Source organism: Streptomyces sp. 11x1 (assembly GCF_032598905.1).
In the GTDB taxonomy this organism is placed as follows: domain Bacteria; phylum Actinomycetota; class Actinomycetes; order Streptomycetales; family Streptomycetaceae; genus Streptomyces.
The window spans coordinates 6,123,337-6,149,507 of sequence record NZ_CP122458.1; the positions used below are offsets into that span (position 1 = coordinate 6,123,337).

A 26,171-nucleotide genomic window follows, 5' to 3' on the forward strand; every position below is an offset into this window, starting at 1 on the left:
GAAGTCCTGGAGACAGGAACTGGTGGGGCCGTCCTTCGGCCGCCTCGACCCGGGGCCGTCGCGGTCGGCCGCTTCGCGCGGTGCGCGGTGGAGGACTCCACGGTGACCTCCGACAACTCCTGCGCGCCGGCCTGCGGAACCCGGCCGTGTCCGGCGGTCGTCAGAGCCGTCCGCATGCGTGCCAAGAGCCGCTGCCGTGCGTCCGTTCCGGCGATCCACTCGGAGCAGGGCCGCCGCCCCGCCGGCCGGTCGGTGCCCCGTGGGCACCCGGCGAGTGGCGAGGCGGCTCTCCCGGCGCGGGAGCGCGGTCCGGGACCCGGAGACCTGGCTCGACTCCGTCAGCGTCGGAAGGCGCTGCTCCCAGGACCGAGGAGGCGGCGCGAGCCTGTCTCGACGGCCATGGCGAGCCTGGGCCACGCGAGGCCCTGCACGAGGGCGTCGGCTCCGCGGTGCGGGTCGTCGGCGTGCGGAGTGCGGGGCCCGAGGTGTGTGCGGCGGGTCACGCCGCCGAGACCCGGGCCGGCGCGGGTGCCCGGCCGATGGCGGGCGCTGCCACTGGCGCCGGAGCGGGCTCTGAGGCCGGTGTGGGGGAGAGGCCATACTGCTGACGGTTCCTTACAAGGGGTCTGGCAGGTCTCCGGTGGGAACGGGGCCGGCCCTGCCGTGGCGCGGGGGAGGGGGAACGATGTCCGGGGCGTCAGCCGGAGATCCTGGAGCCGACGGACCACGCCGTAGCAGGAGCCGCCCGGCGGTGTTGGCCATGTTCAGGGCCGACGGCGTCGGTGCGGTCCGTGCTTACGGCGGGCTGGGGGCGGGGCGTGCGAGTGTGCCCGCAGCGAGTGCTCCGGTGATCCCCCGAGAGCTCGCGCGGCGGTGCCGCCGACGCGCTGCCCCTGGTTCTGCTGAGTGTCCCGCCGCGCCTTTCGTGTGGTGACGGACCCAGCGGGGGCGAGGGTCCTTCGGCGGGGTGGCCACGGCGCGCCATGGCCATGGGCGCGCAACCGGTGCGGATGGCGTGCGCTTCATACGGAGAAGCATCCACGTCTGGCCTGTAGTTGACTATGGGTAGTTCTACAGGGGGTGACGGGACCCTCTGGATGCCGAACGCCTTTGGAGTCTCTGCTCCGACACGGGAGTTGATGCATAACCGAGCAGGACTGCGGCTCCCTGCGGTGACCGAAACCGTGGGCATAAGCTGTCGGCTGGGGACGTCGGCGTCCTGGCCACGGGCGGTCTCCATGGCCTTCCAGGGCAGGCCATTGCCTGTACGCGGTGTCACTCGTGGCGCAGCCGGCGGTGAGGCCAAGGCTGTCGGCCTCCGCTCGAATGGCGCTTTCGGACAGGTGGAAAGACAGCAGTGAGCGAGATACCGGTGACCGTTGCGGCCTCAGGGACGGGGAACCTGCCCGCGCCGCTGACCACTTTCATCGGCCGACGGCGCGATATCGCCGAGATCCGTCGTCTCCTGCGAGCCGCGAGGCTCCTGACGCTCACCGGGCCGGGCGGTATCGGTAAGACCAGGCTGGCGTTGGAGGCGGCTACCGCGGCCGACAACGCTTTTCCGGACGGGGTGTGGCTCGTGGACCTGGCCCCCGTACTGGACCCGAAGGCCGTGGTCGGCGCGACGGCGGCAGCTCTGGGCGTGGGGGACGTCGGTTCCGGCTCCGTGGTCGAGAAACTCGCCGCTCATCTCTCCCGGCGCCATGCCCTGATCGTGCTGGACAACTGTGAACACGTCGTGGACGCCAGTGCGGAGCTGGCTCAGGTGCTGCTGTCGGCCGCTCCGCAGCTGCGCATCCTCGCCACGAGCCGCCGGATGCTACGCATTGTCGGCGAGTACGTGTTCGACGTACCCGCTCTGTCACTGAACGAGGCCGTGGACCTGCTGGCGGCCCGGGCCGCCGCCGTCCGGCCGGGATTCAGGCTCAGTGACACGAATCGAAACGAGGCGGCGCGTCTGTGTGCCGCGCTGGACGGGTTGCCGCTGGCCATCGAGTTGGCTGCTTCACGGCTACGCACGCTCACCATCGGACAACTGACGGACCGCCTGGAAGACCGATTCGCACTGCTCTCGGGCGGCAACCGAGCCGCCCGCCCCCGGCATCGCACCTTGCGCGCACTGATCGAGTGGAGCTACGAGTTGTGCTCCCCTGCCGAGCGCATCCTGTGGAACAGGCTCGCCGTGTTCGTGGGTGGCTTCAGCCTGGAGGCGGTCGAGAGTGTCTGTCCAGGTGAAGGTATCGCCCGTCCTGACGTGCTGGACCTCCTCGACGCTTTGATCGCCCAGTCAGTCGTCCTGACTGTCGAGCGCGGTGATGTGGTCCGCTACAGGATGCTGGAGACCATTCGTGAGTACGGGATGCGCAGACTTGCGGAATCAGGCGAAGAGCCCGTCCTGCGGCGGCGGCACCGTGCGTACTTCCTCACCCTCGCGCAGCGCACCGCCGACGGCTGGTACGGCCCCGGACAGGAAGCGGCACTGGCGCGGCTCCGCACCGAACACGACAACTTCCTGGCCGCGTTGAAGCGCGGTGACACGGGGGCAGGGGCAGGGGCAGGGGCAGAGGCCGCGGCCCAGGATCCGGACCGGGCGCAGCCCATGGCGGCAGGTCCCGGCGATGCCCGGACGGCGCTGGCACTGGCCGAGGCCCTGAGATTCCACTGGTGCGCCGGCGGTGCCCTCGGTGACGGACGCCGCTGGCTCGGCCGACTGCTCGCCACCTCGCCCGAGCCCACCCGGACACGGGCGAACGCCCTGGTGGCCGCTGCCTGGGTGGCGCTCCTTCAAGGCGATCTGGCGGCGGCCGACCGGTGGCTCGACGAGGCCGGGACACTGAGTGATCGATTGGGTGATCAGCGAGCGCGGGCGCTGGTCATGGGATTCCGCGGCATGTCGGCATTGTTCCGGGGGAGTCCGGAGCCGGCCGTGGCTCTGTGCGCGCAGGCCGTGGACCGGCTGGACGCGCTGAACGAGACACGCGCGACGGTGTTCTGGCTCTTTCTGCTGGCCGTCGCCAAAGCACAGCTCGGGGACCCGGGCGCCGCGCAGACCGCCGAACAGGCGGTGACTGTGGCAGAGGCACACGGGGAGCGGCTGTGCCGCGCCTACGCGCTGTGGGCACTGGGGTTCGACGCCTGGATACGAGGCGACAACGCCGCCGCCGTCCAGTCGACGCGGGCCGGACTGGAGATTCAACAGGGGTTCAACGATCCCATGGGAAGCGCGATGCTCGTGGGCCTCCTCGCCTGGATCGTCGGTTCATACGGCGATCACCGGACGGCGGCACGGCTGCAGGGCGCGACACGTTCTCTGTGGCGCGTCCTTGGCACCTCCATCGGGGCGTTCGGCCCTCGTATGTCCCGGTTCCAGGCCCGCTTCGAGAAGGAAACCGTGGCGGCCCTCGGCCCGACGGCTTTCGAGAAGGCCATCGCGGAAGGCGGTCAGTACGACAGTCCGGCCCGTGCCGTCGAATTGGCTCTTGTGGCGTCGGCCGACGCCCGGCGGAGCGCCTCAGCTGCCTCGTGTCCCCTGACACGCCGGGAAATGGAGGTGGCCGCGCTCGTGGCGGAGGGCCTGAGCAACCGGCAGATCGCCTCGGCGCTCGACCTGTCACCGCGCACGGTGGACCGCCACATCGAGCACATCCTGGCCAAGCTCGGATTCCGCTCCCGCGCCCGCGTGGCTGCCTGGTGGGTGGCGAATCACCACCCGCCCGGCACCCTTCCGTGATGGAGCGCGGCCGGATCGCACCCCCAGTGGTGAGTCCGTTCGGGCACCCACCGCTTCAGCGGGGGCTCCCGTGCTTCCTCCCACTGGCCCGGCCGGCCGACTGGCCACTGGCCCGACCGGCCGACGCCGTCGTCCGGTCGGAGGAGAAGCCCGGACGCCCCGTCCGCCTCGTCCGCACCCCGTGAACACCGGCGGCTGCACGGCTGCCGGAGAAGGAGGTCTCCCGCAGGCTGCGGCTGAACGGCGGCCCGGCACCGCCCTGCCGGCCGGCTACCGCCGGTCGCGGTGGCACCGCCCTGCCGGCCGGCTACCGCCGGTCGCGGTGGCACCGACCACGCCGGCCGCGTGACACCCCGCCGGTCGCCGGCCTCGCGCCTACCGGGTCAAGTGGCCGAGGTAGGCGCGCAGCATGCTCTTGAGCTGGCCGAGGAGTTCGGCGTCTCCGGCGGCGTCCGTGCGGAAGGCGTCCTGGGTCACCGCGTCGGCGGCGAGGAAGGCGGTGTAGCAGGCCGTCGCCGCCTCCCTGTCGTCGGGCAACAGGCGCTGTGCGACCAGGATGCGGTGCACCCCCGCCGCCATGACGCGCTTGTGCCTGCTGTCGGCCTGCCTGGTCCATTCGGTGAGGTGGCGTCCGAACCACAGGGCCCGGAAGCCGGGTTCGGAACGGTAGATGTCCGCGAAGGCGTCGACGAGCACGGTCACCGGATCACTCCATGCCTCCGTGCGCGCCCGTTCGACGAACGACTCCATGGCCGCTTCCAGACGGGTCAGGTACAGATCGGCCAGGGCCTCGACGATGGCCTCCCGGTCGGGCAGGTACTGGTACAGCGCACCCACGGAAACCCCCGACTCGGCGGCGACGCGGGTCGTGGTCAGCGCGTCGGCGCCTTCCGTGACGAGCAGCCGTTCGGCGGCCTGCAGCACCCGGGCGACCTTCTCCCTCGCCCGGGCCTGGCGTGGCATCCGTCGCAGCCGCAGCGACGTGACCTGCACCGTGTCGCTCTCGTCGGGTTCGTCCGTCGTGGGCATCCGCCGCGTCCCTTCCATGAAACCAAACGTGACTTTGTTTCATGTTCAGGGTACCTTCGCGGCATGGCTGACGCGAACGAGTTGCTTCCAGAACCGCGGCGCGCCGTGGCGGAGGCGTGCCACCGCCTCGCCGGCGAGGGACTGCTGATCGGCACGGCAGGCAATGTGAGCGTGCGCGACGGCGACCGGATCGCGGTCACCGCCACCGGTGCCGTCCTCGGACAGTGCACGCCCGAGCAGGTGACGGTGGTGGGCCCCGACGGTGGGACACTCGCCGGGAACCTGGAACCGACCTCCGAACTGGAACTGCACCTCGGGATCTACCAGCGGTACGACGCCGGCGCCGTGGTGCACACCCACTCCCCCCAGGCCACCGCGCTGTCCCTGGTGCTCGACGAACTTCCCTGCGTCCACTACCAGCAGCTGCTGCTCGGCGGGTCCGTGCGCGTGGCGCCGTTCGCCGTCTTCGGCACCCCGGAGCTGGCCCAGCACGTCCTCACGGCTCTCGACGGCAGGTCGGCGGCGCTGATGGCCCACCACGGCGCCGTGGCCTTCGGGCCGACGCTCGCCAAGGCCGTGGAGAACGCGCTGCTCCTGGAGTGGCTGTGCGGCCTGTACCTGCGAGCCGCCCACATCGGCGAGCCGCGGGTCCTCGACAACGACCAGCAGATCTCCGTGATCACCTCCGCCATGCGGCGCGGCTACGGCACCACCCACCCCACAGGAGAGGACAGCACCCGATGAGCCAGACAGTCATAGCCCTCGGCGCCCACGTGTTCGACGTGCAGGTCCGGCCCGTCGAGGCCATCCCGGACGGGCAGGGCGCGACCCTGGTGGACCAGATCCGGTTCAGCCCGGCGGGCACGGCCGCCGGTACCGCGCTGACACTCGCCAAGCTGGGAGCGGCGGTGCGCACCGCCGGCGCGGTGGGCACGGACCCGATCGGTGACCTGCTGCTGAGCATGCTGGCCGGCCACGGCGTGGACACCTCTCTCGTCCTGCGCCGCGACGACACCCAGACCTCGGCGTCGGTGCTACCCATCCGCTCCGACGGCAGCCGCCCCGCTTTCCACGTCCTGGGCGCGAACATCAGCTACGGGCCGGACGACGCCCCGCACACGCAGATCGCCGAAGCCACCCATCTGCACATGGGCGCACCCGAGTTGATGGGTGGTGAGGCCGCGGCGAAGATCCTCGCTCCCGCGCGGGCCGCGGGTGTGGTCACCTCCGCCGACCTGCTCGCCTCCGGCGACAGCGGCTTGTTCGACTGGATCGCGCCCGCACTGCCGTATCTGGACCACCTGCTGCCCAACGAGGACCAGGTGCTCGGGCTCACCGGCGCCGCGACGCTGGAGGACGGTGCGCGCAGGTTCCTCGCCGAAGGGGTCGGCTGCGTCGCCGTCACCCGGGGCGCACGCGGTGCGCTGGTGGTCACGAAGGACGAGGTGATCGAGATCCCGGCCTTCGCCGTCGACGTGGTGGACACCACCGGCTGCGGCGACGCCTTCTCGGCCGGCTTCCTGCGCGGACTCGGCCTGGGCCGCGGACTGCGGGAGTGCGGCGTGCTCGGTTGCACAGCCGCCGCGCTGGTGGCACAGGGACTCGGCAGCGACCAAGGCGACTTCGACCTCGCCACCGCCGACGCCTTCGCCGCCACGGCCGCCGTCCTTGAGAGCCGCTGACATGGACACCATCGACACCACCCGGGCGCCCGGCATCGAAGCCGCGGCCACCGTTTCCCGACTGCGTACCGTCTTCGCATCCGGCCGCACCCGGTCCATGGCCTGGCGTCGCGCCCAACTGCGGTCCCTGCGAACCCTGTTGACGGACCACGCGCAGGAGCTGGGGGAGGCTCTGAGAGCCGATCTCGGGAAGAGTCCGACGGAGGCGTTCACCACCGAGATCGGGTTCACCGTCAACGAGATCGACCACACGCTCGCCCACCTGAAAGCATGGCTGCGCCCGCGTCGGACCGGTGTACCGCTCGCGCTCGCGCCCGCCCGTGCCCGGCTGGTCCGGGAACCCCTGGGCACCGTCCTGATCATCAGCCCGTGGAACTACCCGGTGCAGTTGGCGCTGGCCCCCCTGGTCGGAGCGCTGGCCGCGGGCAACTGCGCCGTCGTCAAACCCAGCGAACTCGCCCCCGCCACCTCCGCTGTCCTCGCCCGGCTCCTGCCGCTCCACCTCGACCCGCAGGCGGTGGCCGTTGTCGAGGGCGGCGTCCCCGAGACCACGGCCCTGCTGGAACAGCGCTTCGACCATATCTTCTACACCGGCAACGGCACCGTCGGCCGGATCGTGATGACCGCCGCCGCACGCCACCTCACCCCGCTGACCCTGGAACTGGGCGGCAAGAGCCCCGCCGTGGTGGAACCCGGCACCGACCTGGCCACGGCCGCCCGCCGCATCGTCTGGGGCAAGTTCATGAACACCGGCCAGACCTGCGTGGCTCCGGACTACGTCCTCGCCGTGGGCGAGACGGCCACCGCACTCGAACCGCACCTGGCCTCAGCCGTCCGCGAGATGTACGGCGACGACCCGGCCACCAGCCCCCACTACGGTCGCATCGTCAGCACCCGGCACTTCGACCGGCTCGTCGGCTTCCTCAAGGACGGACGCACCGTCGTCGGCGGAGACCACGACCGCGACAGCCGCTACATCGCCCCCACCGTCCTCGCCGACGTCGACCCCGGCGCGCCGGTGATGAACGAGGAGATCTTCGGCCCCGTCCTGCCCGTCGTCGCCGTCCCCGACCTGGACGCGGCCATCTCCTTCATCACCGACCGGGACAAACCCCTGGCCCTCTACGCCTTCACCGCCTCCGCCGGCAGCAAGCGACGCCTGACCGCGGAGACCTCCTCCGGCGCCCTGGCCTTCGGTGCCCCCAACGCCCATCTGACCGTCCCCGGCCTGCCCTTCGGGGGCGTCGGCGAAAGCGGCTTCGGCCGCTACCACGGCGAGCACTCCATCGACACCTTCAGCCACACCAAGGCCGTCCTCGACAAGCCGCTCTTCGCGGACCCGCTCCGGCTCGCCTACCCGCCCTTCACCACCTGGAAGGACCGACTGCTGCGCCTCCTGCTGTGAACGAGAGCTCTGTCAGCCGTGCGCGGGGGAAGAGAGGACATCAGCTTGTCCCTGCGACCCCCTGACCGCCGCCGCGCCGACGGGCAGAGACTGACCGCCGCCACGCAGACGGCAGAGACAGAGATGCCGAACGGTGTCACTTCAGCCGCGTCGCCAATCCGTCCAGCACCCGGTCAAGGCCGTACTGGAACCCCTCCTCCCGGGCCGCCCGGGGGTCCGTGCCGCGCTGTTCGGCGTAGCCCTCGCGCAGCAGCGGGTAGTCCTGGGCTGCCTCCTCGGCGGCGGGCCACAGCTGTTCGACCATGCTCTGCTCGTCCTGGCCGCTGCGGGCGAGGACGTTGAGCCAGGCGGCCTCGGCGGTCGCCGTGCCGGTGACGTACGCGACGACCGTGGTGAGCGCCCGGTCGGCCTCGTCGGCCGGGAACCCGGCGGTGGTCAACAGCCTCAGCATGGCCTCCGAGACCCGCATCCAGTTCGGGCCGAGATAGGACATGCCCAGTTCGCCGAGCACGGAGGCGAGCCACGGGTGGCGCAGGATCGTGGTGCGCAGATTGTGGGCACAACTGGCCGTGTCGGTACGCCAGTTCGCCGGCTCGGGGGTGGCGGGGACCTCGATCTCGCCGTAGATCTCGTCGACGGCCAGCTCCAGCAGCTCGTCCTTGTTGGCGACGTGGCGGTAGAGGGAGGTCGCGCCGGCTCCCAGGCGGGCGCCGAGCTTGCGCATGCTCAGCGCGTCGATGCCCTCCTCGTCGAGCAGCCGCAGCGCCTCGGCCACGATCTGCTCCCGGCTCAACGCGGGCTGCTCCCGCCCGGTCCGGGGCCGGGTCCAGACCGACTGGAACCCCTCCTGCTTCTTGGCCGGCTTCTCGGGTGCCATGGGGTGCGTTCTCCTCTACCTGCGCCTGATCTCGCCGCTCACGCCTTTTGATACTGCGACTGCGACTGCGACTGCGACTGCGACTGCGACTGCGACTGCGACTGCGTCCTGCGTACGGCTGACGCGACCAGCGTACGGTGTGCGCAGGGCTGGTGGGGCGCGAGGCGCGCCGTCCGTCCGGGCGACGTCAGACGCCCGGTACCCGCCGGAACATCCCCGCCACCGCCAGTTCCCCCTCGATCCGGCCCGCCGCGTCCCGCAGCTCGGGCAGTACGTCCGCCACGCACTCCTCGACCGACCGCCGGCTGCTGTGCATCGCGACGTTCACCGCGGCGACGATCCGCCCGCCCCGCTCCCGCACGGGTACGGCGATGGAGCGCAGACCCTCCTCCAACTCCCCGTCGACGAGGGCGTATCCGGCGTCCCGTACCCGTTCCAGGGTCCTCAGCAGTTCCCGGAGGTCGGTGACCGTGTGCGGGGTCAGCGGGGCGGGACGTTCCGGCAGGGGGGCCTCCGGCAGCAGGTCGGCGAGCATCACCCGGCCCAGGGACGTCGCGTACGCCGGCAGCCGCGTCCCGAGGGTGATGTTGACGCTCATGATGCGGCTGGTGGCGACCCGCGCCGTGTACTGCACCTCCTGCCCGCCCTCGGTGAGGACCGCGAGGGACGCCGAGTCGTGGACGCGCGCGGAGAGTTCGGCCAGGTGCGGCGCGGCGATCCCGGAGAGGGGCAGCATCGACAGGGGCGGGAAGCCCAGGCCCAGCACCCGGGGCGTCAGACGGAAGACCCGCTCGTGCGACTCGACGTACCCGAGGTGTTCGAGGGTGATCAGCGCCCGTCGGGCCGTCGCCCGGGCGAGCCCGGTGGCCTGCGCGACCTCGGTGAGGGTGAGCGCGGCCCGGCCCTCGCCGAACGAGGTGATCACGGTCAGCCCCCGGGCGAGCGACTCGACGAACTCCCGGCCCAGTTCCTGCTTGGAGGCGCCCGTCCAGTCGGCGAGCCCGGTGGACCCCGGCCCACCGCCCCCCACCACTGCGGCGGCCGCCCGTGGCTTCGCCGACTCCCGCAGCTCTCGTTCCATCCGCGTCACCGTCGCCCGCAGTCGGGGCAGCAGCGTCTCGCGCAGCGAGTCCGCGGTGTGCCGGCTCGTGTGGCTGACGACGCTCGCCACGCACGCGACCCGTCCCGTACGGGGATCACGTACGGGTACGGACACGGCCACCAGCCCCGGTTCGATCAACTGGTCGTCCAGGGCCCACCCCTGGGCGTCCGCCCGTGCCGTGCGGTCCTCGAAGTCGTCGTAGGCGCCGCCGCGCGGAGGCACCGCCGGAAAGCCGTGGCCCTCCGGGTCGGCCGTGCGGCGGGCGCGCCACCGGGACCAGTCGGCCGGGTCCCACTCGGTGGCGAACAGCGGGCCGGGCGCGGTGCGTTCGGCGGGGAGGAGGTCGCCGATGCGGAAGCTGAGGGACATCGCGCGGCGGCGGGTGGCCTGGTGGATGAAGCGGACGCCGTCCTGGTCGCGGACCGCCAGGGACACCGACTCGTCGAGCTCGTCGGCGAGGGCGTCCGCGTGGGCGTCCAGGAGGCGGGGGAGGCGGATGGCGGCCAGATAGGCGTTGCCCAGCTCCATCAGGCGGGGGGCGAGGACCGCGTCGCGGCCGTCCAGCCGTACGTAGCCCATGCGGGTCAGGGTCGCCGTGATGCGGTCCACGGTGGAACGCGCGAGGCCGGTCGCCTTCTCCAGCGCGCTCGGGCTCAGCGTGCCGTCCGCTTCGGTCAGCCGGCGCAGCACGGTGATTCCCCGCATCAGGGGGGCGACGGCTTCGGCGGGCGCGGGGAGGGTGGCGGCCGCGTCGGGGGCGTTCGGGAGCATGGGTTCACGGTAATGCGGTGGGGCTGCGCCGCTGTGCCGGGCGCCTGATAGCTCGGGGGTGCCTGTTGGTTGGCGGCCGCGGGCCCCACCGGATCCGCACCCGACAACGCACCCCCAAACCCCTCACCTCCGACGGACCACCACCCGATGGTTCCCCCCGACATCCACCCCCGCCACAGCGATCTCCACCCCCGCCCGCGCGTCCTTGAACGCCTCGCCAGGCACGAGTGGCGCGTCCGACAGTTCCGCGTGGACGTTGGGGCTGCGCGTGCACCCCCCGCTGTCGCGCCGCGCGTCGTGGACCTTGATCGGCCCGTTCCCGGTGTCGACGGCCGCGTCGACCCGGTACACCAGCACCCCCGGCCGGCACACCACCGCATCGTTGCCCGCCCGAGTCCGCAACTCCGCCACGTACGCCGTACGGGAACTCAGCGGCACGACGACCAGCTTCGCCCCACCGCCGGCGGCGAGCGGCGTCAGCACGTACTCCGCGGAACCGACGGCCGCCACACACGCCACCTGCGTCTCGTCGAGCCACCCCAGCTTCCACTTGTGCCAGCCCAGCAGATCGTTCTCGACGCCCCAGTCCTCGCTCATGATGTCCCAGTGCCCGACCGCGCCCCCGCCCTCATGGGTGTAGAGGTCGGGAAGGCCGAAGACATGCCCGTTCTCGTGCGGCAGCACCCGGTACCCGGTCTCCCCGTACGACCCCGAGCCGTCGTCCTGGCGGCTGTAGACGAAGGACGCGTTGGCGACCGGCACCCCGTCCGCGACCGGCGCCTCCCGATTGCCCGCGAACGTCACCGACAGGACCGTGTCCAGGGCGGAGGGACCCGCGTTCGGGGTGACCAGGACGTTGACGAGGTCGTACGAGCGGAAGTCCACCAGTGGATCGGCGGCCCGCACCATGTCCTGGACCAGCCGGCGGTAGCCGGGCTCGAACGGGGCGCCGCGCTCTATGTCGTAGGAGCGGAAGGATCTCGGCATCCGCAGCCACTCGGTGAGCGGGGCCTCGGGACGATAGTCGATACGGCCGTACGAACTCGTCCTGAACCATTTCTGCGTCTGGGGCGCGAACTCCGCGAAGCGGTCCATCGCGCTGCCCTCACCGGGGGCGTCCGAGAAGTCGATCATCAGATTGAGGGCACGGACCGTGCCGGTGGAGCGGGAGTAGCCGGGCGGGGTCGGGATGCCCTCGGACATCTGGGTGCCGAGCGGGCCGCGGATCAGGCAGGGCCCGAGCGCCGAACCGCGGACCACGGCGGTGGCCCCCGCGGCCGTCGTCGTGCTGTCCTTGGCCATCAGGTGCCCGGTGCCGGCGGAGGTGCTGACCGCGAGCGTGAGGGCGGTGACGGACGCGAGCGCTACGGCCCGGCGCGGACGTATCCGGCGCGGAGGTATCCGGTTTCTGCGGAACAGCTGCTGCATGCCCGCGCCCTTCGCTCCACGGCAGCCGTCCGGTGACGAGGCTGCGCCCTTTGATCACCCTGGTTCGACGGGTGCGCGGGCGCGCGCTGGAAGGGCCGAACGTGGGTCCCGCCCGAGGTGTGACCCAGGTCACGCAAAAAGACTTCGGGGAGGGGAAATAACCGGGGATCGTTTCCCCGTTTAACCCTTCGTCCGAGCGAAACGGGGACTCCATCCCCGGATCGTCACCGGCGCCCCCCACACCACTGGATCAGGCAGAGGAGTACGTCGTGGAGAGCAGCACCGCCACCGCCGTGCGTCGCAAGGTGCCTCGCCCTCGGGCGGACGCCCTGCGCAACCGGGAGCGGATCGTCACCGCCGCCCGGGAGATGTTCGTCGAGTTCGGCCCCGAGGTGCCGCTCGACGAGGTCGCCCGCCGGGCCGGTGTCGGCAACGCCACGCTGTACCGCAACTTCCCGGACCGCGACGCGCTGGTCCGTGAGGTCGTCTGCTCGGTCATGGACCGTACGACCCTCGCGGCCGAGAGCGCGCTCACCGAGACCGGTGACGCGTTCGAGGCGCTCTCGCGCTTCGTGCACACCTCGGCCGACGAACGGGTCAGCGCCCTCTGCCCGATGGTCCAGAGCACGTTCGACAAGCACCACCCCGACCTGGAGGCGGCACGCGAGCGTCTGGAGGAGCAGGTCGAAAAGATCATGCGGCGTGCCCGGGAAGCCGGGCAGCTGCGCTCCGACGTGGGTGTCGGCGACCTGATGATCGCCGTCAGCCAGCTCAGCAGGCCACCGGCCGGCACCCAGTGCGCGGGCGTCGACCGCTTCCTCCACCGCCATCTGCAACTGTTCCTGGACGGGCTGCGCGCCCCGGCCCCCTCCGAACTACCCGGCACCCCGGTGACCGTGGAGGACCTACGGAGGCCCTGCCCGTCCTGAACCCCCTTACCGAACCGCCTGTCCTGACCAGCTGAGTTCCCGGCCGTCGCCGTCGCCGTCGCCGTCGCCGGTCCGTTCACCGATCCTTTTTCCGTCACGAAGTCCCGAAGTGGGTACCCCCATGTCCGAAACAGCCGGCACATCCGAGTCGTCCAAGGCATCACAGGCAAGGCCGTCACAGACAAAGCCATCGCAGACAGAGGCATCACGGGCGAACGACGCGCACGCCAACCGCTGGAAAGCGCTCGTCTTCATCGCCCTCGCCCAGCTGATGGTTGTGCTCGACGCGACCATCGTGAACATCGCCCTCCCCTCCGCCCAGCAGGACCTCGGGATATCCGACGGCAACCGGCAGTGGGTCATCACCGCGTACGCCCTGGCCTTTGGCGGTCTGCTCCTCTTCGGTGGCCGTATCTCCGACCTCTGGGGCCGCAAGCGCACCTTCGTCACCGGACTGATCGGCTTCGCCGGCGCCTCCGCACTGGGCGGCGCGGCCACCGGTGAGGCGATGATGCTGGGCGCCCGCGCGCTCCAGGGCGCCTTCGGCGCGCTGCTCGCGCCCGCCGCGCTCTCCCTCCTCGCGGTGATGTTCACCGACGCCAAGGAGCGCGCCAAGGCGTTCGGCATCTACGGCGCGATCGCCGGTGGCGGCGGCGCCGTGGGCCTGATCCTCGGCGGCTTCCTCACCGAGTACCTGGACTGGCGCTGGACGTTCTTCGTCAACATCCCGTTCGCGGTGATCGCCGCGGTCGGCGCGTACTTCGTCATCCGTGAGCCCGCAGGCGGCCGCAACCGTTCCCCGCTCGACATCCCCGGCGTCGTCCTGTCCACCCTGGGCCTGGTCTCCCTGGTCTACGGCTTCACGCGGGCCGAGTCCGACGGGTGGGGCGACTCGATGACGATCACCCTGTTCGTCGCCTCGGCGGTGCTCCTCGCGGCCTTCGTGTTCGTCGAGTCCAAGGTCAAGGCGCCGCTGCTGCCCCTGCGCGTGATCACCGAGCGCAACCGTGGCGGTGTCTACCTCTCCCTCGGCCTCGCGATCATCGCGATGTTCGGCCTGTTCCTCTTCCTGACCTACTACCTGCAGATCGTGAAGGGGTACTCCCCGGTCAAGACCGGCTTCGCCTTCCTGCCCATGATCGCGGGCATGATCATCGGCTCGACGCAGATCGGTACCCGTCTGATGACCCGGGTCCCGCCGCGCCTGCTGATGGCCCCAGGCTTCCTGGTCGCCGGTCTCGGCATGCTCCTGCTGACCCAGATGGAGGTCGGTTCCTCGTACACCACCCTGCTGCTGCCGGCCCAGCTGCTGCTCGGCCTCGGTATGGGTACGGCGTTCATGCCGGCGATGTCCCTGGCGACCTACGGGGTCGAGGCGCGTGACGCGGGCGTGGCCTCCGCCATGGTCAACACCTCCCAGCAGGTCGGTGGCGCCATCGGTACGGCCCTGTTGAACACCATCGCGGCCTCCGCCACCACGTCCTACGTCGCGGACCACATCGGCTCGGCCACCTCGAAGCCGGCGGCCCAGCTGGTCCAGCTCCAGGGCATGGTCCACGGGTACACCAACGCCATCTGGTTCGCCGTGGGCATCCTCGCGGCCTCCGCCGCCATCGCCTTCACCTTCGTCACGACGGGCAAGCCCGACATGACGGCGACCACGGCCGAGGGCGCGGACGCGACGAACGAGGTCAAGGTCCCGGTGATCGCCCACTGACCAAGGCACCGGCCCCCGACCCGGAACCCGACGGACACCGATGACGGAACGGGTGGAGCAGGAGCACCAAGGCCCCTGCTCCACCCCGCGTCCGGTCAGTCGACGCGCCCCGTCAGGGGCGCGGGGAACTGCGCGAACAGCCCCCACTCACCCGCACATCTCCACGACGGAATCCACGACAAGATCCACACGGGGAAGACCCCCTACCGCAGCCAAGGCAGATCCGCCCCCGCCTCCGACGGCTGAAGCCCCTCCGCGACGATCTCCATGATCTCGCCGAGGGCTTTCCGCTGTTCCGGCGACAACCGGTCGAACATCGCCTGCCGCACCGCCGCCACATGTCCGGGCGCGCTCTTGCGGAGCGTCTCGTACCCGCCGTCCGTGAGAACCGCGAACTGCCCCCGCTTGTCCACGGGGCAGTTCTCGCGCCGCACCCACCCGTTCTTCTCCAGCCGGGCCACGGCGTGCGACAGGCGCGAACGCGTGATCTTCATATGCATCGCCAGTTCCGTCATCCGCAGCCGCCGCTGCGGCGCGTCGGACAGCACCACGAGCATGTGGTAGTAGAGGTGCGGCATGCCCGCGTCACGCTGCAACTGGCGGTCGAGATGGTCTTCGAGCAGGGTTTTTGCGTGCACATAGGCGACCCAGGTGCGCTGCTCCTCGTCGGTGAGCCAGCGGGGTTCTTCGTCGGCGGATGCGGTCTTCATGCCCCCACTGTACGAGGGCCCTCCTTGAAATTTGAACTATGAGGATGTAACGTGAAACAAGAACTATTGAGACTTCAACTACTGGGGAGTTGGGAGAGGTCTCAAGCGCCCGGAATGCCGGGCGTGCCCAAGGAGACAGAAGCGGCTGCCGGGCCCACCGAGGCGTGTGTGTCGTGTGCGTCGCGCATGTATTGAGGGAGTCACCCCTATGTCCGCCGCCACCGTCGAGCGCATGCCCGCCCTGTACCTGAGTCACGGGGCCCCGCCGCTCGCCGACGACCCGATCTGGCCCGGCGAACTCGCCGCCTGGGCCGCGAAACTGCCCCGCCCCAAGGCCGTCCTCATGGTCTCCGCCCACTGGGAGGAGGCCCCCCTCGCGCTCGGCGCGGTCCACGCCGTCCCCCTGGTCTACGACTTCTGGGGCTTCCCCGAGCACTACTACCAGGTCCAGTACGGCGCTCCGGGCGCCCCCGAGCTCGCGGCCTCGGTCCGCAAGCTGCTCCAGGCCCCCGGTACCCCCGTCCAGGACATCCCGGACCGGGGCCTCGACCACGGCGCGTACGTCCCCCTCGTCGAGATGTACCCCGACGCCGACATACCGGTCCTGCAGATCTCCATGCCGACCCTGGACCCGCTGAAGCTGATGGACGTCGGCCGCAAGCTCGCGCCCCTGCGCGACGAGGGCGTGCTGATCATCGGCTCCGGCTTCTTCACCCACAACCTCGCCGCCCTGCGGCAGGCCGGGGTGCCGACCTGGTCCACCGAGTTCGACGACTGGGGCCGCCGGGCCCTGGAGTCCCGTGACTGGGACGCCCTCCTGGACTTCCTCCACAAGTCCCCGGCCGGACGGCTGGCCCATCCCCGCACGGAGCACTTCGCCCCCCTCTTCGTCACGATGGGCGCGGCCGAGGCGGCCGGCGAACTCGACGCCCAGAAGTCGGTGATCGACGGCTTCTGGATGGGCCTGGCGAAGCGCTCGGTCCAGTTCGGCTGACACTGCGGGCGCGGGCGCGGGCGCGGGCGCGGGTACGGGACGCGCGTACGGCGGATACGGGGAACGGGCACGACGCGGGCCGGGGTCGATTACCTGACAGGTCATCGACCCGGGCCCGTACGCCTGCCAGGCTCGACGACGTACACAGCCCGACCGCCCCGACCGACGGGGGCCGCCCTCGACGGGGTCGCCCCTGTCGACGGACGGACGGACGGACCGACCGACCGGAGGGACGCGCATGCCCGCCTACGCCATTGCCCACCTCAAGGACGCCGCCCCGCACCCGGAGATCGCCGAGTACATCGAGCGCATCCCCGCCACATTCGAGCCGTACGGCGGACGCTTTCTCGTGCACGTCACCCCGCACGAGGTGAAGGAGGGGAGCTGGCCCGGAGCCGTCGTCGTGATCGGCTTTCCCGGCATCGCCGAGGCGCGCGCCTGGTGGGACTCGCCCGCGTACCAGGAGATCGCCCCGCTGCGCTCACGCCACATCCAGGGCGACATCATCCTGGTCGAAGGGGTACCCGACGGCTATGACCCCCGCACCACCGCGAAGACCATGAGGGACTCCCTGGCCGCCGTCGAGCAGTGAGCCGAAGAAGTCACAGCTCCTTCTCGTACCACGCCACATCCCAGTACCGGCCGAACTTCCGCCCGACCTCGCGATAGGTGCCGACGTACCGGAACCCGAAGCGCTCGTGCAGCCGGGTCGACGGCGGGTTCGGCTGGGCGATGCCCGCGTAGGCGCGATGGACGTCCTCGTCGGCGAGCGCCTCGAACAGCGCCTTGTACAGCAGCGTGCCCACGCCCCGGCCGCCCGCGTCCGGGGCGAGGTACACCGACACCTCCACCGAGGTGTCGTACGCCGGCCTCACGCGAAACGCGCTGCTCGTGGCGTACCCCAGAATCCGCTGTGAACCCGTCTCGACGGCAACCATCAGGCGATGCCGTCCGTCTTCAAGGTGGGAGAGCAGCCAAGGACGGCGCTCTTCCGGAGTGAAGACAGCGGTATCGAATGTGATGGGCGTCTCACGGACGTAGTGGTTGTAGATGTCGGTGAGGACGACGAGGTCGGTCTCGACTCCTGGTCTGACCTGCACCTCTACGGACCCCGCAGACATCACGCCCCCTCCTGTGGCGGCACAGGGTACTGCAAGATCAGAAAAATAGTGGGACGGGTTGGGAATTCTGTCCTGATTCCAGTCGTTGTTTCCTTCGGAAGCAGGGCACTCGGGAGAGTGTCCGAGCGGCCGCATCAAGACACACGTAGGAACAGACACGACCCTGCCAGCCCACCATCGCAAGGGAGCACGCATGGCAACCCGTGCCGTCGCCGCTCGTCGTTCGTCCGCCTCCGGTCGGACCGACGCGGCTCGCAGCGTTCGCGCCTCTGGCGGCGAGATCGCCGACCGCGACCTGGTCGGCATGTACCTCGACGAGATCGCGCGTACACCGCTGCTCGACGCCGCCAAGGAAGTCGAGCTGTCCCAGATCATCGAGGCGGGTGTGTTCGCACAGCAGATCCTCGACGGCGAGGAGCAGGCCAGGGCGGACGCCAGCCGCGAGGAGCTCGAAGCCCTGGTCGCCGACAGCGAGCGGGCCAAGGACATCTTCATCCGATCCAACCTGCGCCTCGTCGTTGCCGTCGCCCGGCGGTACCCGCGCAGCGGCCTCCCCCTGCTCGACCTGATCCAGGAGGGGAACGCGGGCCTGGTCCGCGCGGTGGAGAAGTTCGACTACCGCAAGGGCTTCAAGTTCTCGACGTACGCCACCTGGTGGATCCGTCAGGCCATCACCCGCTCGATAGCCGACCAGTCGCGCACCATCCGGCTGCCCGTCCACCTCGTCGAGGAACTGGGCCGGATCCGCCGTGTGCAGCGCGAGTTCAACCGCGAGCACGGGCGCGACCCCGAGCCCGCCGAGATCGCCGCCGAGCTCGGTTCCAACGCGGACCGCGTCAGCGACGTCCTCGACTGGGCCCGCGACCCGGTCTCGCTGAACATGTCGGTGGACGACGACGGCGACACCCAGTTCGGCGACCTGCTGGAGGACACCTCCGCGGTCTCGCCCGAGCAGTCCGTGCTCACGCTGCTGCGCAGCGAGGAGCTGGACAGCCTCATCGGGCGCCTCGACCAGCGCACCGCGTCCATCATCAAGATGCGGTACGGCATCGAGGACGGCCGCGAGCGCACCCTCACCGAGGTCGGCAAGGAGCACGGTCTCACCCGCGAGCGGATCCGCCAGATCGAGAAGCACGCCCTGCTCGAACTGAAGAAGCTCGCCCGCGACACCGGCTTCGACGCCGCCGCCTGATCCGGCCGCACACCGACCAGGGCCCCGTCACGGCCTGCCCCCCTGGGGCCGCCACGGGGCCCGGCCCGGCCTCTCCGCCCACACCTCGGCAGTGCGTCGGCCATGACTGGCGGATGATCGACATGACGGGCCGAATGTCCGCCCGCTGTCCACGCCTGACCGCACGCCGGCCACGTTTGGCTGTACCTTGCCGCCGATTGGCCGTACTACGCCGCTACTTGGCCGTACTACGTCGCTTCAACTCCCCGTTCCCGGGGCACAAGACTTCCGGGCCCAGACTTCACCGGCCCGGAGCCTCAGGCCCGGGACCCGGAGTTCGACCGCCGCGACCACAGTCATCCGAAGCCGAGTCCCGACGCTCTCCCCCCAGCGCCGGGACTCTCCCAGAGCCGGGCTTCGGCGCCTCCCCCCCTGGCGCCGAAGCCCGGCTCGATTACCGCCCCCGAGGCCGCCGTCGCCGTCGCCGCTGTTCCCGCAGCCGTCGCCGCTTCCGCTGCCTTGTACGCCGACGGGCCACCCCGGACCTGAACCCCGGGGTGACCCGAGCGGCAGATTCTGCCACAGAGCCCCACTCCGCCGGAGCCCGGCGAGGGCCGTCTCCGCACGTCAGAGGCACCGTCACCCGCGCCTCACCCTGCGACGTCCCTCGCCGCCCGCGTCAGCCGCGCCCCCAACTCCCTTACGTAAAAGACCAGTTCCGGCGGCTGATGCACCGTGAAGTCGCAGTCGAGCATCGCGAGCCGGAACGCCAGCCACTCCACGGAGTCACCCACGGAGGCCCGCAACCGGCAGCTGTGCTCGTCGACGGGCTCGGGTGTACCGACCCAGCGGGGCACCCGGGCCGCGACGACCTCGGCCGGCGCGGCGAAGGTGACGTCGCACTCGTACGTCTCCTGCCGCTGGTAGATCGACTGCTTCAGATACTCCTCCGCGCTCCCCGTCGGCAGCTCGCGCGGCGCGAACCGGGCGCCCGTGGCGAAGGGTTCCTCGACCCGGTCCACCCGGAAAGTCCGCCAGTCGGCGCGGTCGAGGTCGTACGCGACGAGATACCAGCGGCGCCCGGTCGACACGAGCCGGTACGGCTCGCAGTGGCGACGCGAGTCCGTCCCGTCGCCGGAGCGGTAGGCGAACCGCAACCGCTCGTGCCCCGCCACCGCCGAGGCCATCACGGTCAGCGTCTCGGGCGTCACGGTCGCCCCGTCACCACTGGTCAGGGGAGTGGTGGCGGCCTGCAGGGTGGAGACCCGGTGGCGTAGCCGCGACGGCAGCACCTGTTCCAGCTTGGCGAGCGCCCGTACGGAGGCCTCGTCCACCCCCTCCACGGCGTGCCCGGCCCCGGCCCGCAGCCCCACCGCGATCGCGACCGCCTCCTCGTCGTCCAGCACGAGCGGGGGCATGGCCTTCCCCGCGACCAGCCGGTAGCCGCCGTCGGCCCCCATCGTCGCCTGCACGGGATACCCCAGCTCCCGCAGTCGGTCGATGTCCCGCCGGACGGTGCGCCGCGAGACCCCGAGCCGCTCGGAGAGCTCACCACCGGGCCACTCGCGTGGCGTCTGCAGGAGGGAGAGGAGCTGGAGGAGCCGCGCCGGAGTGTCAGTGGTCATGCCCCTGAGCATGCCGGAGAACTAGGACACGAACTGACCTGCTCGACCTCTACCTTCAAGGCATGACCTCGACAACGAGCGCCCCTGAAGGTCGACGAGGTCCATGAAGGCGGCCGCCTGGCCTCGGCTGGAGCGTCCTGAAGGCCGGCCTCACCGGCATCCCGTTCTCCCTCGCCGTCCGTGTCACGCCCGATCATGTCCGAGTCGGTCCGAGTATTGCCCGAACCTGTTTACTTTCCGGAAATCCAGGCGTAGCCTCCGAGCGAAACCACAGAGTCGGGCATCAGTCGGAGGCGAACGGACATGTACGCACCGGAGCGGCAGCAGGAGATCCTCCGGCTCGCCCGTGACGGCGGCCGGGTGGACGTGGTGTCGCTGGCGGAGGAGTTCCAGGTCACGGCCGAGACGATCCGCCGCGACCTGAAGACCCTCGACCGCGCCGGCCTCGTCCAGCGGGTGCACGGCGGCGCGATCCCCGCCGGCCGCCTGGACTTCGAGCCCGACCTCGCCGAACGAGAGGGCACCGCGGCCGACCAGAAGGACCGCATCGCCCAGGCCGCCCTCGCCGAACTCCCGAACGACGGCACCGTCGTCCTCGACGCCGGTACGACGATCGCGCGCCTCGCCGCCGCCATCCCCCTGGAGGCCACGCTCACCGCGGTCACGCACAGCCTGCCGATCGCCGCCCGTCTCGCCGACCATCCCGGCATCCAGCTCCACCTTGTCGGCGGCCGCGTCCGCCACCGCACACGTGCCGCCGTCGACGCCTGGGCGCTCCGCGCCTACGGCGAGATCCGCGCCGACGTCCTGTTCGTGGCCGCCAACGGCTTCTCCGCCGACCACGGCCTGACCACCCCCGACCTCGCCGAGGCCGCCGTGAAACGGGCGGCGGTGAGCGCCGCCCGCCGCGTCGTGCTGCTCGCCGACTCCTCCAAGCACGGCCAGGAACACTTCGCCCGCTTCGGCGACCTGAGCGACGTGGACCTGCTGATCACCGACTCCGGCCTGAGCCCCGAGGACGCCCTCGCCATCGAACGCAAGGGCACCGAAGTGCTGCGCGTCCCGGGCACCGAGCCCACCGGCGGCTCGGCTGGCTCCGCCGGCGCGGGCGTCCCCGGCGTCCCTGGCGCCAACGGCCGGAAGGACCACCGCTCATGATCCTCACCGTCACCCCCAACCCCTCCCTCGACCGCACCTACGAGGTCCCCTCCCTCGACCGCGGCGAGGTCATCCGGGCCACCGGCGAACGCATGGACCCGGGCGGCAAGGGCGTCAACGTCTCCCGAGCGGTCGCCGCCGCCGGGCGCCGGACCGTGGCCGTACTGCCCCTCGGCGGCGCGCCCGGCGCACTGGTCGCGGACCTGCTCGACGCACAGGGCATCGAGGTCGCCCGCGTGGCGGTCGCCGGGGCGACCCGCTCCAACATCGCCCTCGCCGAGGCCGACGGCGTCCTGACGAAGATCAACGCCCCCGGGCCGGAACTCTCCGCCGCCGAACAGGAACTCCTCCTGGAGACCGTCCGCGCCCAGTCCGCCGACGCCTCCTGGATCGCCTGCTGCGGCAGCCTCCCGCGCGGCCTCGCCCCCTCCTGGTACGCCGAACTCGTCGCCCGCGCCCACGCCGCAGGCGCCCGCATCGCCCTGGACACCTCCGGCCCGGCCCTCCTCGCCGCGCTCCGCGAACGCCCCGACGTCGTCAAGCCCAACGCCGAGGAACTCGCCGAAGCCGTGGGCCGCCCTCTCACCACCGTCGGCGACGCCGTCAAGGCCGCCGAGGAACTTCGCGGGATGGGCGCCGCCGCGGTACTGGCCAGCCTCGGCGCCGACGGCCAACTCCTCGTCGACGCCGACGGCTCCTGGTACGGCACCGCCCGCGTCGACACCGTCCGCAGCAACGTCGGCGCCGGCGACTCCTCCCTCGCCGGCTTCCTCATCGCCGGCGGCCAGGGCCCGACGGCCCTCGCCTCGGCCGTGGCCCACGGCGCCGCGGCCGTGCAACTCCCGGGCAGTGTCATGCCCACCCCCGCCGACCTGGACCCGACGGCGGTGACGGTGACCCGGGAGGTGCCCACGGACCGGGTGCTGAGGGAGCCGGCGTCATGAGGGGCGCCGGGAGTGGGTGTCCGCGAACGAACCTTCGTTTTGGGGGAGTTGGCCCGGGTGAGGTGCGGTCGGGCCGGGTGGGCGGCGGTCCGGGAGCGAACGTTCGTTTTCGACGTCCCTCGGCGTGCGCCCGAGCGGGCGGCCTGAGGCGGCGTCGGCGCCAGGCTTGCGGCGTTGGCAGCGGCGGCATGCGAACGAACCTTCGTTTTGCTTTACCCGCCGCCCCGCTCCTCCCCCTCCTCCCCCTCCCTCCGTCGGCCCCCGTGGCCCCCGCCCCCCACACTTCCGTTCCCACCCCCGCCCACCCCAGCCCCCGGGCGATACGCGTGCGAAGGAGCCCGCGATGAGCGAGATGATCACCGCGGACCTGGTCGACCTCGACCTGTCCGCCGATACGAAGGAAGCGGCGGCGCGTGCCCTCGCCGAGCGCATGGTGACGCAGGGCCGGGTCACCGACCTGGACGGCTTCCTGGCCGATGTGGCGGCCCGTGAGGCCCAGATGCCGACCGGCCTCGACGGCGGCATCGGCATCCCGCACTGCCGCAGTGAGCACGTCACCGAGCCGACCCTCGCCTTCGGCCGCAGCGCGGCCGGCGTCGACTTCGGCGCACCCGACGGCCCCGCCGACCTGATCTTCCTGATCGCCGCCCCGGCGGGCGCGGACGACGCGCACCTGACGATCCTCTCCTCCCTCGCCCGCCAGCTCATGAACACCGAGTTCACGGACGCGCTGCGCGCCGTGGACGACGCCGCCCGCGCGGCCGCTTTGATCCGGGGCGACGCCCCGGCCGAGAGCACCGCGGGCACCGAGGACTCCGCGGCGGCGTCGGGCGGAACGGCCTCCCCCGACGCCGCCGCGGTCAGCACGACCCCGGCCCCGGCGACCCCCGAAGCGGCTACCCCGGCCACCCCGGCCGCGACAGTCCCGGCGGCGCCCGAAGCGGCGGCCCCCGCCGAGGAGGTCCGCCCCTTCCGAATCGTCGCCGTAACCTCCTGCCCCACCGGCATCGCCCACACCTACATGGCCGCCGAGTCGCTGGAGAACGCGGGCCGCGACGCCGGTGACGTCGAGATCGTCGTCGAGACACAGGGCTCGGCCGGCTTCACCCGCCTCGACCCGGCGGTCATCGCCGCCGCCGACGGCGTGATCTTCGCCCACGACGTCCCCGTACGGGAGAAGGACCGGTTCGCCGGGAAGCCCACCGTCGACGTCGGGGTGAAGGCGGGCATCAGCCGCCCCGCCGCACTGATCTCCGAGGTCCGCGGCAAGGCCGAACGCGGCGAGGTCACGGCCGCCCGCCCCGGCGGCACCCCCGTCGACCGCGCGGGCGACTCCGGCGACGGCTACGGCACCAAGCTGCGCAAGTGGCTGATGTCCGGCGTCAGCTACATGGTCCCGTTCGTCGCCGCGGGCGGTCTGCTCATCGCGCTCGGCTTCGCGATCGGCGGCTGGGAGATCAACAGCGCCAAGCCGGTCACCGAGCACTTCGACTGGCTGCAGGTCACCAGCTGGGCGGCCCTGCTGTTCCAGATCGGCGTCGTCGCCTTCGGCTTCCTGATCCCCGTCCTCGCCGGCTACATCGCGTACGGCATGGCGGACCGGCCCGGACTCGTCCCCGGCTTCGTCGGCGGCATGATCGCCGCCAACATCAACGCCGGCTTCCTCGGCGGCCTGGTCGCCGGCCTGATCGCCGGCGGGGTCGTCCTCGCCATCCAGCGGATCAAGATCCCGCCGGTGCTGCGCGGCATCATGCCGGTGGTCGTCATCCCGCTCGTCTCCTCGATGATCGTCGGCTTCCTGATGCTGGTGGTGATCGGAAAGCCCATCGCCGAGGCCCAGAAGGGCATGACGGACTGGCTCAGCGGCCTCTCCGGCAGCAATGCGATCCTGCTCGGCGTCCTCCTCGGCCTGATGATGTGCTTCGACCTCGGCGGCCCGGTCAACAAGGTCGCCTACGCCTTCGCCACCGCTGGCATCGCCGTGCAGGACCCCAGCGACTCCGCGATGAAGATCATGGCGGCGGTCATGGCGGCCGGTATGGTCCCGCCGCTGGGCATGGCCCTCGCCACCACCGTCCGCAAGAAGCTGTTCACCACCGCCGAGCGCGAGAACGGCAAGGCGGCCTGGGTGCTCGGTGCCTCGTTCATCTCCGAGGGCGCGATCCCGTTCGCCGCCGCCGACCCGCTGCGCGTGATCCCCGCCTCCATGGCGGGCGGCGCGGTCACCGGCGCGCTGGCCATGGCCTTCGGCTCGACCCTGCGCGCCCCGCACGGCGGCATCTGGGTCACCCCGCTGATCGGCAAGCCGTTCCTCTACCTGCTCGCCATCGCGATCGGCACGGCCGTCACGGCCGGCCTGGTCATCGTCCTGAAGGGCATGCGCAAGACCCAGCCGGGCGCGGCCCCGCAGTCCGCCCCCGCCGCCACCGCGGAGACGAAGGAACCGGTCGCGGCCTGAACCCGGGACCGTACGACGGCCGCGGCCCCCTCCCACGCGAGGGGGCCGCGGCCGTTCGTGTTTCTGCCCCGTGCGCCCCTTTGAGATCCTTTACAACCCGTGTGACGTGTAAGCCGTACCTGCGAGATACGTCACGGTCCGGGCTCAAAGTCCCATCCGGTGGTGTCTACTGGACGGCATGCCTGAGCACGTGTCGATACTTCAGCTGATGGGCGGGACCGCCCTCGCCCTCGCCGCGGTCATCTGGGTCGCCGTGCTCGTCCGCGTACTGCGCCGCGACCGCGACATCCACCGAGGCCGCTTCGCCGACCTGGCCCGCCGACGCGGACAGCGCCTGCGCGGACTGCCCCACCAGCTCCGCAAGGGCCCCCACGTGGAACACGTGGAGCTGACCCCGGCGGAACAGGACGCGTTCGCGTTCCTGGCCCGTCAGTTCAGCGACGACCGCCTGGCCTGAGCACACCGCTCCCGCGAGGTGGGCCCGGCCGACTAGCCGAGCGTCCCCGCCCGTCGCTCCATCGCGTCCCGGGCCGCGTCCTCCGAGACGTACACCTCGCACATGTGACGGCCGTCCGGAGTGGCCGTGTGCTCGACCTCCCAGAGGGAGATCTCCTGCCCGTCGGTGAGCAGGAAGGCGTGCTCGTACAGCGAGAAACTGAGACCCGGCCGACCCCGGCGCGCGGGACGGTGCGGGCGGCCGAAGGCCTGCGTGATCTCGTGCGCGAACGCGGTCCGCAGCAGTAACGTGGCCAGCTCGTCCCCGGGAGGATCCGGGTTCTCCGCGCGCCGCAGCAGCCGACGGGCATGATCCGCCGAATCGTCCGGCACGTACTCATGCCGCGGCTCGGGGAACGCCGCCAGCTCCACCGTGACGGGCAGCTCGAAGTCGGGGGCGTCCGGCGGCAGCGGCAGCCGCGCGGTGGCGGCCCGCAGCTCCTCGTCGTCCGTGTACACCTCGTGCTGGGTGTCACTGCCCGGCACCGTGTTGTGCACCAGCTCCCACAGGGTGACGGCCGAACCGTCGGCGAGCAGCCAGGTGTGCCGGTACGTCGCCCGGTGCAGCCCCGAACTGTAGTGCGCGGAGTGCAGCGAGCTGTCGTGCGCGAGGGCGCAGTCGAGCTGCCGTATGGTCTCGTCGGGCAGCTCGAAGGAGTTCAGGGCGCGGCCGAGGAGTCGCGCGAGGTGCTCCTCAGGAGACTCGGGCGACTCGGGTGGCTCGTACGCTGCCGTCTCGTACGGAACGCTCAAGGTTTCTCCCGGCGTTGCTGCATGTCACCTTGTGGGTGCATACCGTAGCCCCTCGGTCGGACATCATGTCCG

22 protein-coding genes are annotated in these 26,171 nt (G+C 71.4%); 13 read left to right on the top strand and 9 right to left on the bottom strand.

Annotated elements, in window-relative coordinates:
• The first annotated feature begins 1,357 nt into the window (after positions 1 to 1,357).
• Positions 1,358 to 3,730: a LuxR C-terminal-related transcriptional regulator gene (locus P8T65_RS26995; protein ID WP_316727817.1), complete on the top strand. Its 2,373-nt coding sequence runs from the start codon at positions 1,358 to 1,360 to the stop codon at positions 3,728 to 3,730.
• A gap of 375 nt (positions 3,731 to 4,105) precedes the next feature.
• Here P8T65_RS26995 and P8T65_RS27000 read toward each other — a convergent pair whose 3' ends face one another.
• Positions 4,106 to 4,759 carry a TetR/AcrR family transcriptional regulator gene (locus P8T65_RS27000; protein WP_316727818.1) on the bottom strand — a complete coding sequence of 218 codons (654 nt, stop codon included), beginning with the start codon at positions 4,757 to 4,759 and terminating at the stop codon, positions 4,106 to 4,108.
• Between the two features lie 63 nt (positions 4,760 to 4,822).
• On the opposite strand from P8T65_RS27000, the gene P8T65_RS27005 reads away from it, so the two are divergent.
• The 3 genes from P8T65_RS27005 to P8T65_RS27015 are packed head-to-tail and all read left to right on the top strand — an operon-like array spanning position 4,823 to position 7,846.
• Complete coding sequence (locus tag P8T65_RS27005; RefSeq protein ID WP_316727819.1) at positions 4,823 to 5,503, top strand: class II aldolase/adducin family protein; 681 nt, start codon at positions 4,823 to 4,825, stop codon at positions 5,501 to 5,503.
• Positions 5,500 to 6,441 (top strand): carbohydrate kinase family protein, encoded by a 942-nt coding sequence (locus P8T65_RS27010; RefSeq protein ID WP_316727820.1) that lies wholly within the window; start codon positions 5,500 to 5,502, stop codon positions 6,439 to 6,441. Before P8T65_RS27005 ends, P8T65_RS27010 begins: the two co-directional genes overlap by 4 nt.
• A gap of 1 nt (position 6,442) precedes the next feature.
• Positions 6,443 to 7,846, top strand: coding sequence for an aldehyde dehydrogenase family protein (locus P8T65_RS27015; RefSeq protein ID WP_316727821.1), 1,404 nt, complete (start codon positions 6,443 to 6,445; stop codon positions 7,844 to 7,846).
• Between the two features lie 136 nt (positions 7,847 to 7,982).
• Here P8T65_RS27015 and P8T65_RS27020 read toward each other — a convergent pair whose 3' ends face one another.
• From P8T65_RS27020 to P8T65_RS27030, 3 genes are all read right to left on the bottom strand, one after another.
• Entirely contained in the window at positions 7,983 to 8,723 is a 741-nt protein-coding gene (locus P8T65_RS27020; RefSeq protein WP_316727822.1) for a TetR/AcrR family transcriptional regulator, read from the bottom strand.
• A gap of 187 nt (positions 8,724 to 8,910) precedes the next feature.
• On the bottom strand, positions 8,911 to 10,596 hold the full coding sequence (locus P8T65_RS27025) for an IclR family transcriptional regulator C-terminal domain-containing protein (protein ID WP_316727823.1): 1,686 nt from the start codon (positions 10,594 to 10,596) through the stop codon (positions 8,911 to 8,913).
• Between the two features lie 123 nt (positions 10,597 to 10,719).
• Positions 10,720 to 12,024 (bottom strand): M6 family metalloprotease domain-containing protein, encoded by a 1,305-nt coding sequence (locus P8T65_RS27030; RefSeq protein ID WP_316727824.1) that lies wholly within the window; start codon positions 12,022 to 12,024, stop codon positions 10,720 to 10,722.
• A gap of 269 nt (positions 12,025 to 12,293) precedes the next feature.
• Between P8T65_RS27030 and P8T65_RS27035 the strand changes: the two genes are divergently transcribed.
• The gene (locus P8T65_RS27035) at positions 12,294 to 12,953 is read left to right on the top strand and encodes a TetR/AcrR family transcriptional regulator (protein ID WP_316727825.1); all 660 of its coding nucleotides are present in this window, start codon (positions 12,294 to 12,296) and stop codon (positions 12,951 to 12,953) included.
• Between the two features lie 6 nt (positions 12,954 to 12,959).
• On the opposite strand, the gene P8T65_RS27040 is transcribed toward P8T65_RS27035, so the two are convergent.
• Positions 12,960 to 13,256 carry a hypothetical protein gene (locus P8T65_RS27040; protein WP_316731969.1) on the bottom strand — a complete coding sequence of 99 codons (297 nt, stop codon included), beginning with the start codon at positions 13,254 to 13,256 and terminating at the stop codon, positions 12,960 to 12,962.
• Between P8T65_RS27040 and P8T65_RS27045 the strand changes: the two genes are divergently transcribed.
• Positions 13,207 to 14,670: an MFS transporter gene (locus tag P8T65_RS27045; protein ID WP_316731740.1), complete on the top strand. Its 1,464-nt coding sequence runs from the start codon at positions 13,207 to 13,209 to the stop codon at positions 14,668 to 14,670. The two genes, P8T65_RS27040 and P8T65_RS27045, sit on opposite strands and share 50 nt — an antisense overlap.
• Positions 14,671 to 14,873: 203 nt before the next feature.
• On the opposite strand, the gene P8T65_RS27050 is transcribed toward P8T65_RS27045, so the two are convergent.
• The gene (locus tag P8T65_RS27050) at positions 14,874 to 15,380 is read right to left on the bottom strand and encodes a MarR family transcriptional regulator (RefSeq protein ID WP_316727826.1); all 507 of its coding nucleotides are present in this window, start codon (positions 15,378 to 15,380) and stop codon (positions 14,874 to 14,876) included.
• A gap of 208 nt (positions 15,381 to 15,588) precedes the next feature.
• Between P8T65_RS27050 and P8T65_RS27055 the strand changes: the two genes are divergently transcribed.
• Positions 15,589 to 16,374, top strand: a complete 786-nt coding sequence (locus tag P8T65_RS27055; RefSeq protein WP_316727827.1) for a class III extradiol ring-cleavage dioxygenase — start codon at positions 15,589 to 15,591, stop codon at positions 16,372 to 16,374.
• A gap of 238 nt (positions 16,375 to 16,612) precedes the next feature.
• Positions 16,613 to 16,966 carry a DUF1330 domain-containing protein gene (locus P8T65_RS27060; RefSeq protein ID WP_316727828.1) on the top strand — a complete coding sequence of 118 codons (354 nt, stop codon included), beginning with the start codon at positions 16,613 to 16,615 and terminating at the stop codon, positions 16,964 to 16,966.
• Positions 16,967 to 16,976: 10 nt separating this feature from the next.
• Here P8T65_RS27060 and P8T65_RS27065 read toward each other — a convergent pair whose 3' ends face one another.
• A complete protein-coding gene (locus P8T65_RS27065; protein ID WP_316727829.1) occupies positions 16,977 to 17,495 on the bottom strand; it encodes an N-acetyltransferase family protein in 519 nt (172 codons plus the stop codon).
• Between the two features lie 193 nt (positions 17,496 to 17,688).
• On the opposite strand from P8T65_RS27065, the gene P8T65_RS27070 reads away from it, so the two are divergent.
• On the top strand, positions 17,689 to 18,687 hold the full coding sequence (locus tag P8T65_RS27070; RefSeq protein WP_184892965.1) for an RNA polymerase sigma factor RpoD/SigA: 999 nt from the start codon (positions 17,689 to 17,691) through the stop codon (positions 18,685 to 18,687).
• Positions 18,688 to 19,316: 629 nt separating this feature from the next.
• Here the strand turns inward: P8T65_RS27070 and P8T65_RS27075 are convergent.
• A complete protein-coding gene (locus P8T65_RS27075; protein WP_316727830.1) occupies positions 19,317 to 20,291 on the bottom strand; it encodes a YafY family protein in 975 nt (324 codons plus the stop codon).
• Between the two features lie 303 nt (positions 20,292 to 20,594).
• Here P8T65_RS27075 and P8T65_RS27080 point away from each other — a divergent pair, with 303 nt between their 5' ends.
• From P8T65_RS27080 to P8T65_RS27095, 4 genes are all read left to right on the top strand, one after another.
• Complete coding sequence (locus tag P8T65_RS27080) at positions 20,595 to 21,449, top strand: DeoR/GlpR family DNA-binding transcription regulator (protein WP_316727831.1); 855 nt, start codon at positions 20,595 to 20,597, stop codon at positions 21,447 to 21,449.
• Positions 21,446 to 22,393 carry a 1-phosphofructokinase gene (pfkB, locus tag P8T65_RS27085; RefSeq protein WP_316727832.1) on the top strand — a complete coding sequence of 316 codons (948 nt, stop codon included), beginning with the start codon at positions 21,446 to 21,448 and terminating at the stop codon, positions 22,391 to 22,393. The genes P8T65_RS27080 and pfkB overlap by 4 nt, the downstream gene beginning before the upstream one ends.
• Before the next feature lie 343 nt (positions 22,394 to 22,736).
• Positions 22,737 to 24,851 (top strand): fructose-specific PTS transporter subunit EIIC, encoded by a 2,115-nt coding sequence (locus P8T65_RS27090; protein WP_316727833.1) that lies wholly within the window; start codon positions 22,737 to 22,739, stop codon positions 24,849 to 24,851.
• A 178-nt stretch (positions 24,852 to 25,029) separates the two neighbouring features.
• On the top strand, positions 25,030 to 25,308 hold the full coding sequence (locus P8T65_RS27095) for a hypothetical protein (protein WP_316727834.1): 279 nt from the start codon (positions 25,030 to 25,032) through the stop codon (positions 25,306 to 25,308).
• A gap of 32 nt (positions 25,309 to 25,340) precedes the next feature.
• On the opposite strand, the gene P8T65_RS27100 is transcribed toward P8T65_RS27095, so the two are convergent.
• Positions 25,341 to 26,099 (bottom strand): DUF6227 family protein, encoded by a 759-nt coding sequence (locus tag P8T65_RS27100; RefSeq protein WP_045556191.1) that lies wholly within the window; start codon positions 26,097 to 26,099, stop codon positions 25,341 to 25,343.
• Positions 26,100 to 26,171: the final 72 nt, after the last annotated feature.

What these genes read in the sequence shown, in the direction of transcription:
- P8T65_RS27000 (WP_316727818.1), bottom strand. Translation starts at nt 4,759, where the DNA reads ATGCCCACGACGGACGAACCCGACGAGAGCGACACGGTGCAGGTCACG.
- P8T65_RS27015 (WP_316727821.1), top strand. Translation starts at nt 6,443, where the DNA reads ATGGACACCATCGACACCACCCGGGCGCCCGGCATCGAAGCCGCGGCC.
- P8T65_RS27055 (WP_316727827.1), top strand. Translation starts at nt 15,589, where the DNA reads ATGTCCGCCGCCACCGTCGAGCGCATGCCCGCCCTGTACCTGAGTCAC.
- P8T65_RS27025 (WP_316727823.1), bottom strand. Translation starts at nt 10,596, where the DNA reads ATGCTCCCGAACGCCCCCGACGCGGCCGCCACCCTCCCCGCGCCCGCC.
- P8T65_RS27010 (WP_316727820.1), top strand. Translation starts at nt 5,500, where the DNA reads ATGAGCCAGACAGTCATAGCCCTCGGCGCCCACGTGTTCGACGTGCAG.
- P8T65_RS27095 (WP_316727834.1), top strand. Translation starts at nt 25,030, where the DNA reads ATGCCTGAGCACGTGTCGATACTTCAGCTGATGGGCGGGACCGCCCTC.
- P8T65_RS27020 (WP_316727822.1), bottom strand. Translation starts at nt 8,723, where the DNA reads ATGGCACCCGAGAAGCCGGCCAAGAAGCAGGAGGGGTTCCAGTCGGTC.
- P8T65_RS27050 (WP_316727826.1), bottom strand. Translation starts at nt 15,380, where the DNA reads ATGAAGACCGCATCCGCCGACGAAGAACCCCGCTGGCTCACCGACGAG.
- P8T65_RS27065 (WP_316727829.1), bottom strand. Translation starts at nt 17,495, where the DNA reads ATGTCTGCGGGGTCCGTAGAGGTGCAGGTCAGACCAGGAGTCGAGACC.
- pfkB (WP_316727832.1), top strand. Translation starts at nt 21,446, where the DNA reads ATGATCCTCACCGTCACCCCCAACCCCTCCCTCGACCGCACCTACGAG.
- P8T65_RS27005 (WP_316727819.1), top strand. Translation starts at nt 4,823, where the DNA reads ATGGCTGACGCGAACGAGTTGCTTCCAGAACCGCGGCGCGCCGTGGCG.
- P8T65_RS27080 (WP_316727831.1), top strand. Translation starts at nt 20,595, where the DNA reads ATGTACGCACCGGAGCGGCAGCAGGAGATCCTCCGGCTCGCCCGTGAC.
- P8T65_RS27090 (WP_316727833.1), top strand. Translation starts at nt 22,737, where the DNA reads ATGAGCGAGATGATCACCGCGGACCTGGTCGACCTCGACCTGTCCGCC.
- P8T65_RS27060 (WP_316727828.1), top strand. Translation starts at nt 16,613, where the DNA reads ATGCCCGCCTACGCCATTGCCCACCTCAAGGACGCCGCCCCGCACCCG.
- P8T65_RS27075 (WP_316727830.1), bottom strand. Translation starts at nt 20,291, where the DNA reads ATGACCACTGACACTCCGGCGCGGCTCCTCCAGCTCCTCTCCCTCCTG.
- P8T65_RS27070 (WP_184892965.1), top strand. Translation starts at nt 17,689, where the DNA reads ATGGCAACCCGTGCCGTCGCCGCTCGTCGTTCGTCCGCCTCCGGTCGG.
- P8T65_RS27030 (WP_316727824.1), bottom strand. Translation starts at nt 12,024, where the DNA reads ATGCAGCAGCTGTTCCGCAGAAACCGGATACCTCCGCGCCGGATACGT.
- P8T65_RS27040 (WP_316731969.1), bottom strand. Translation starts at nt 13,256, where the DNA reads ATGTTCACGATGGTCGCGTCGAGCACAACCATCAGCTGGGCGAGGGCG.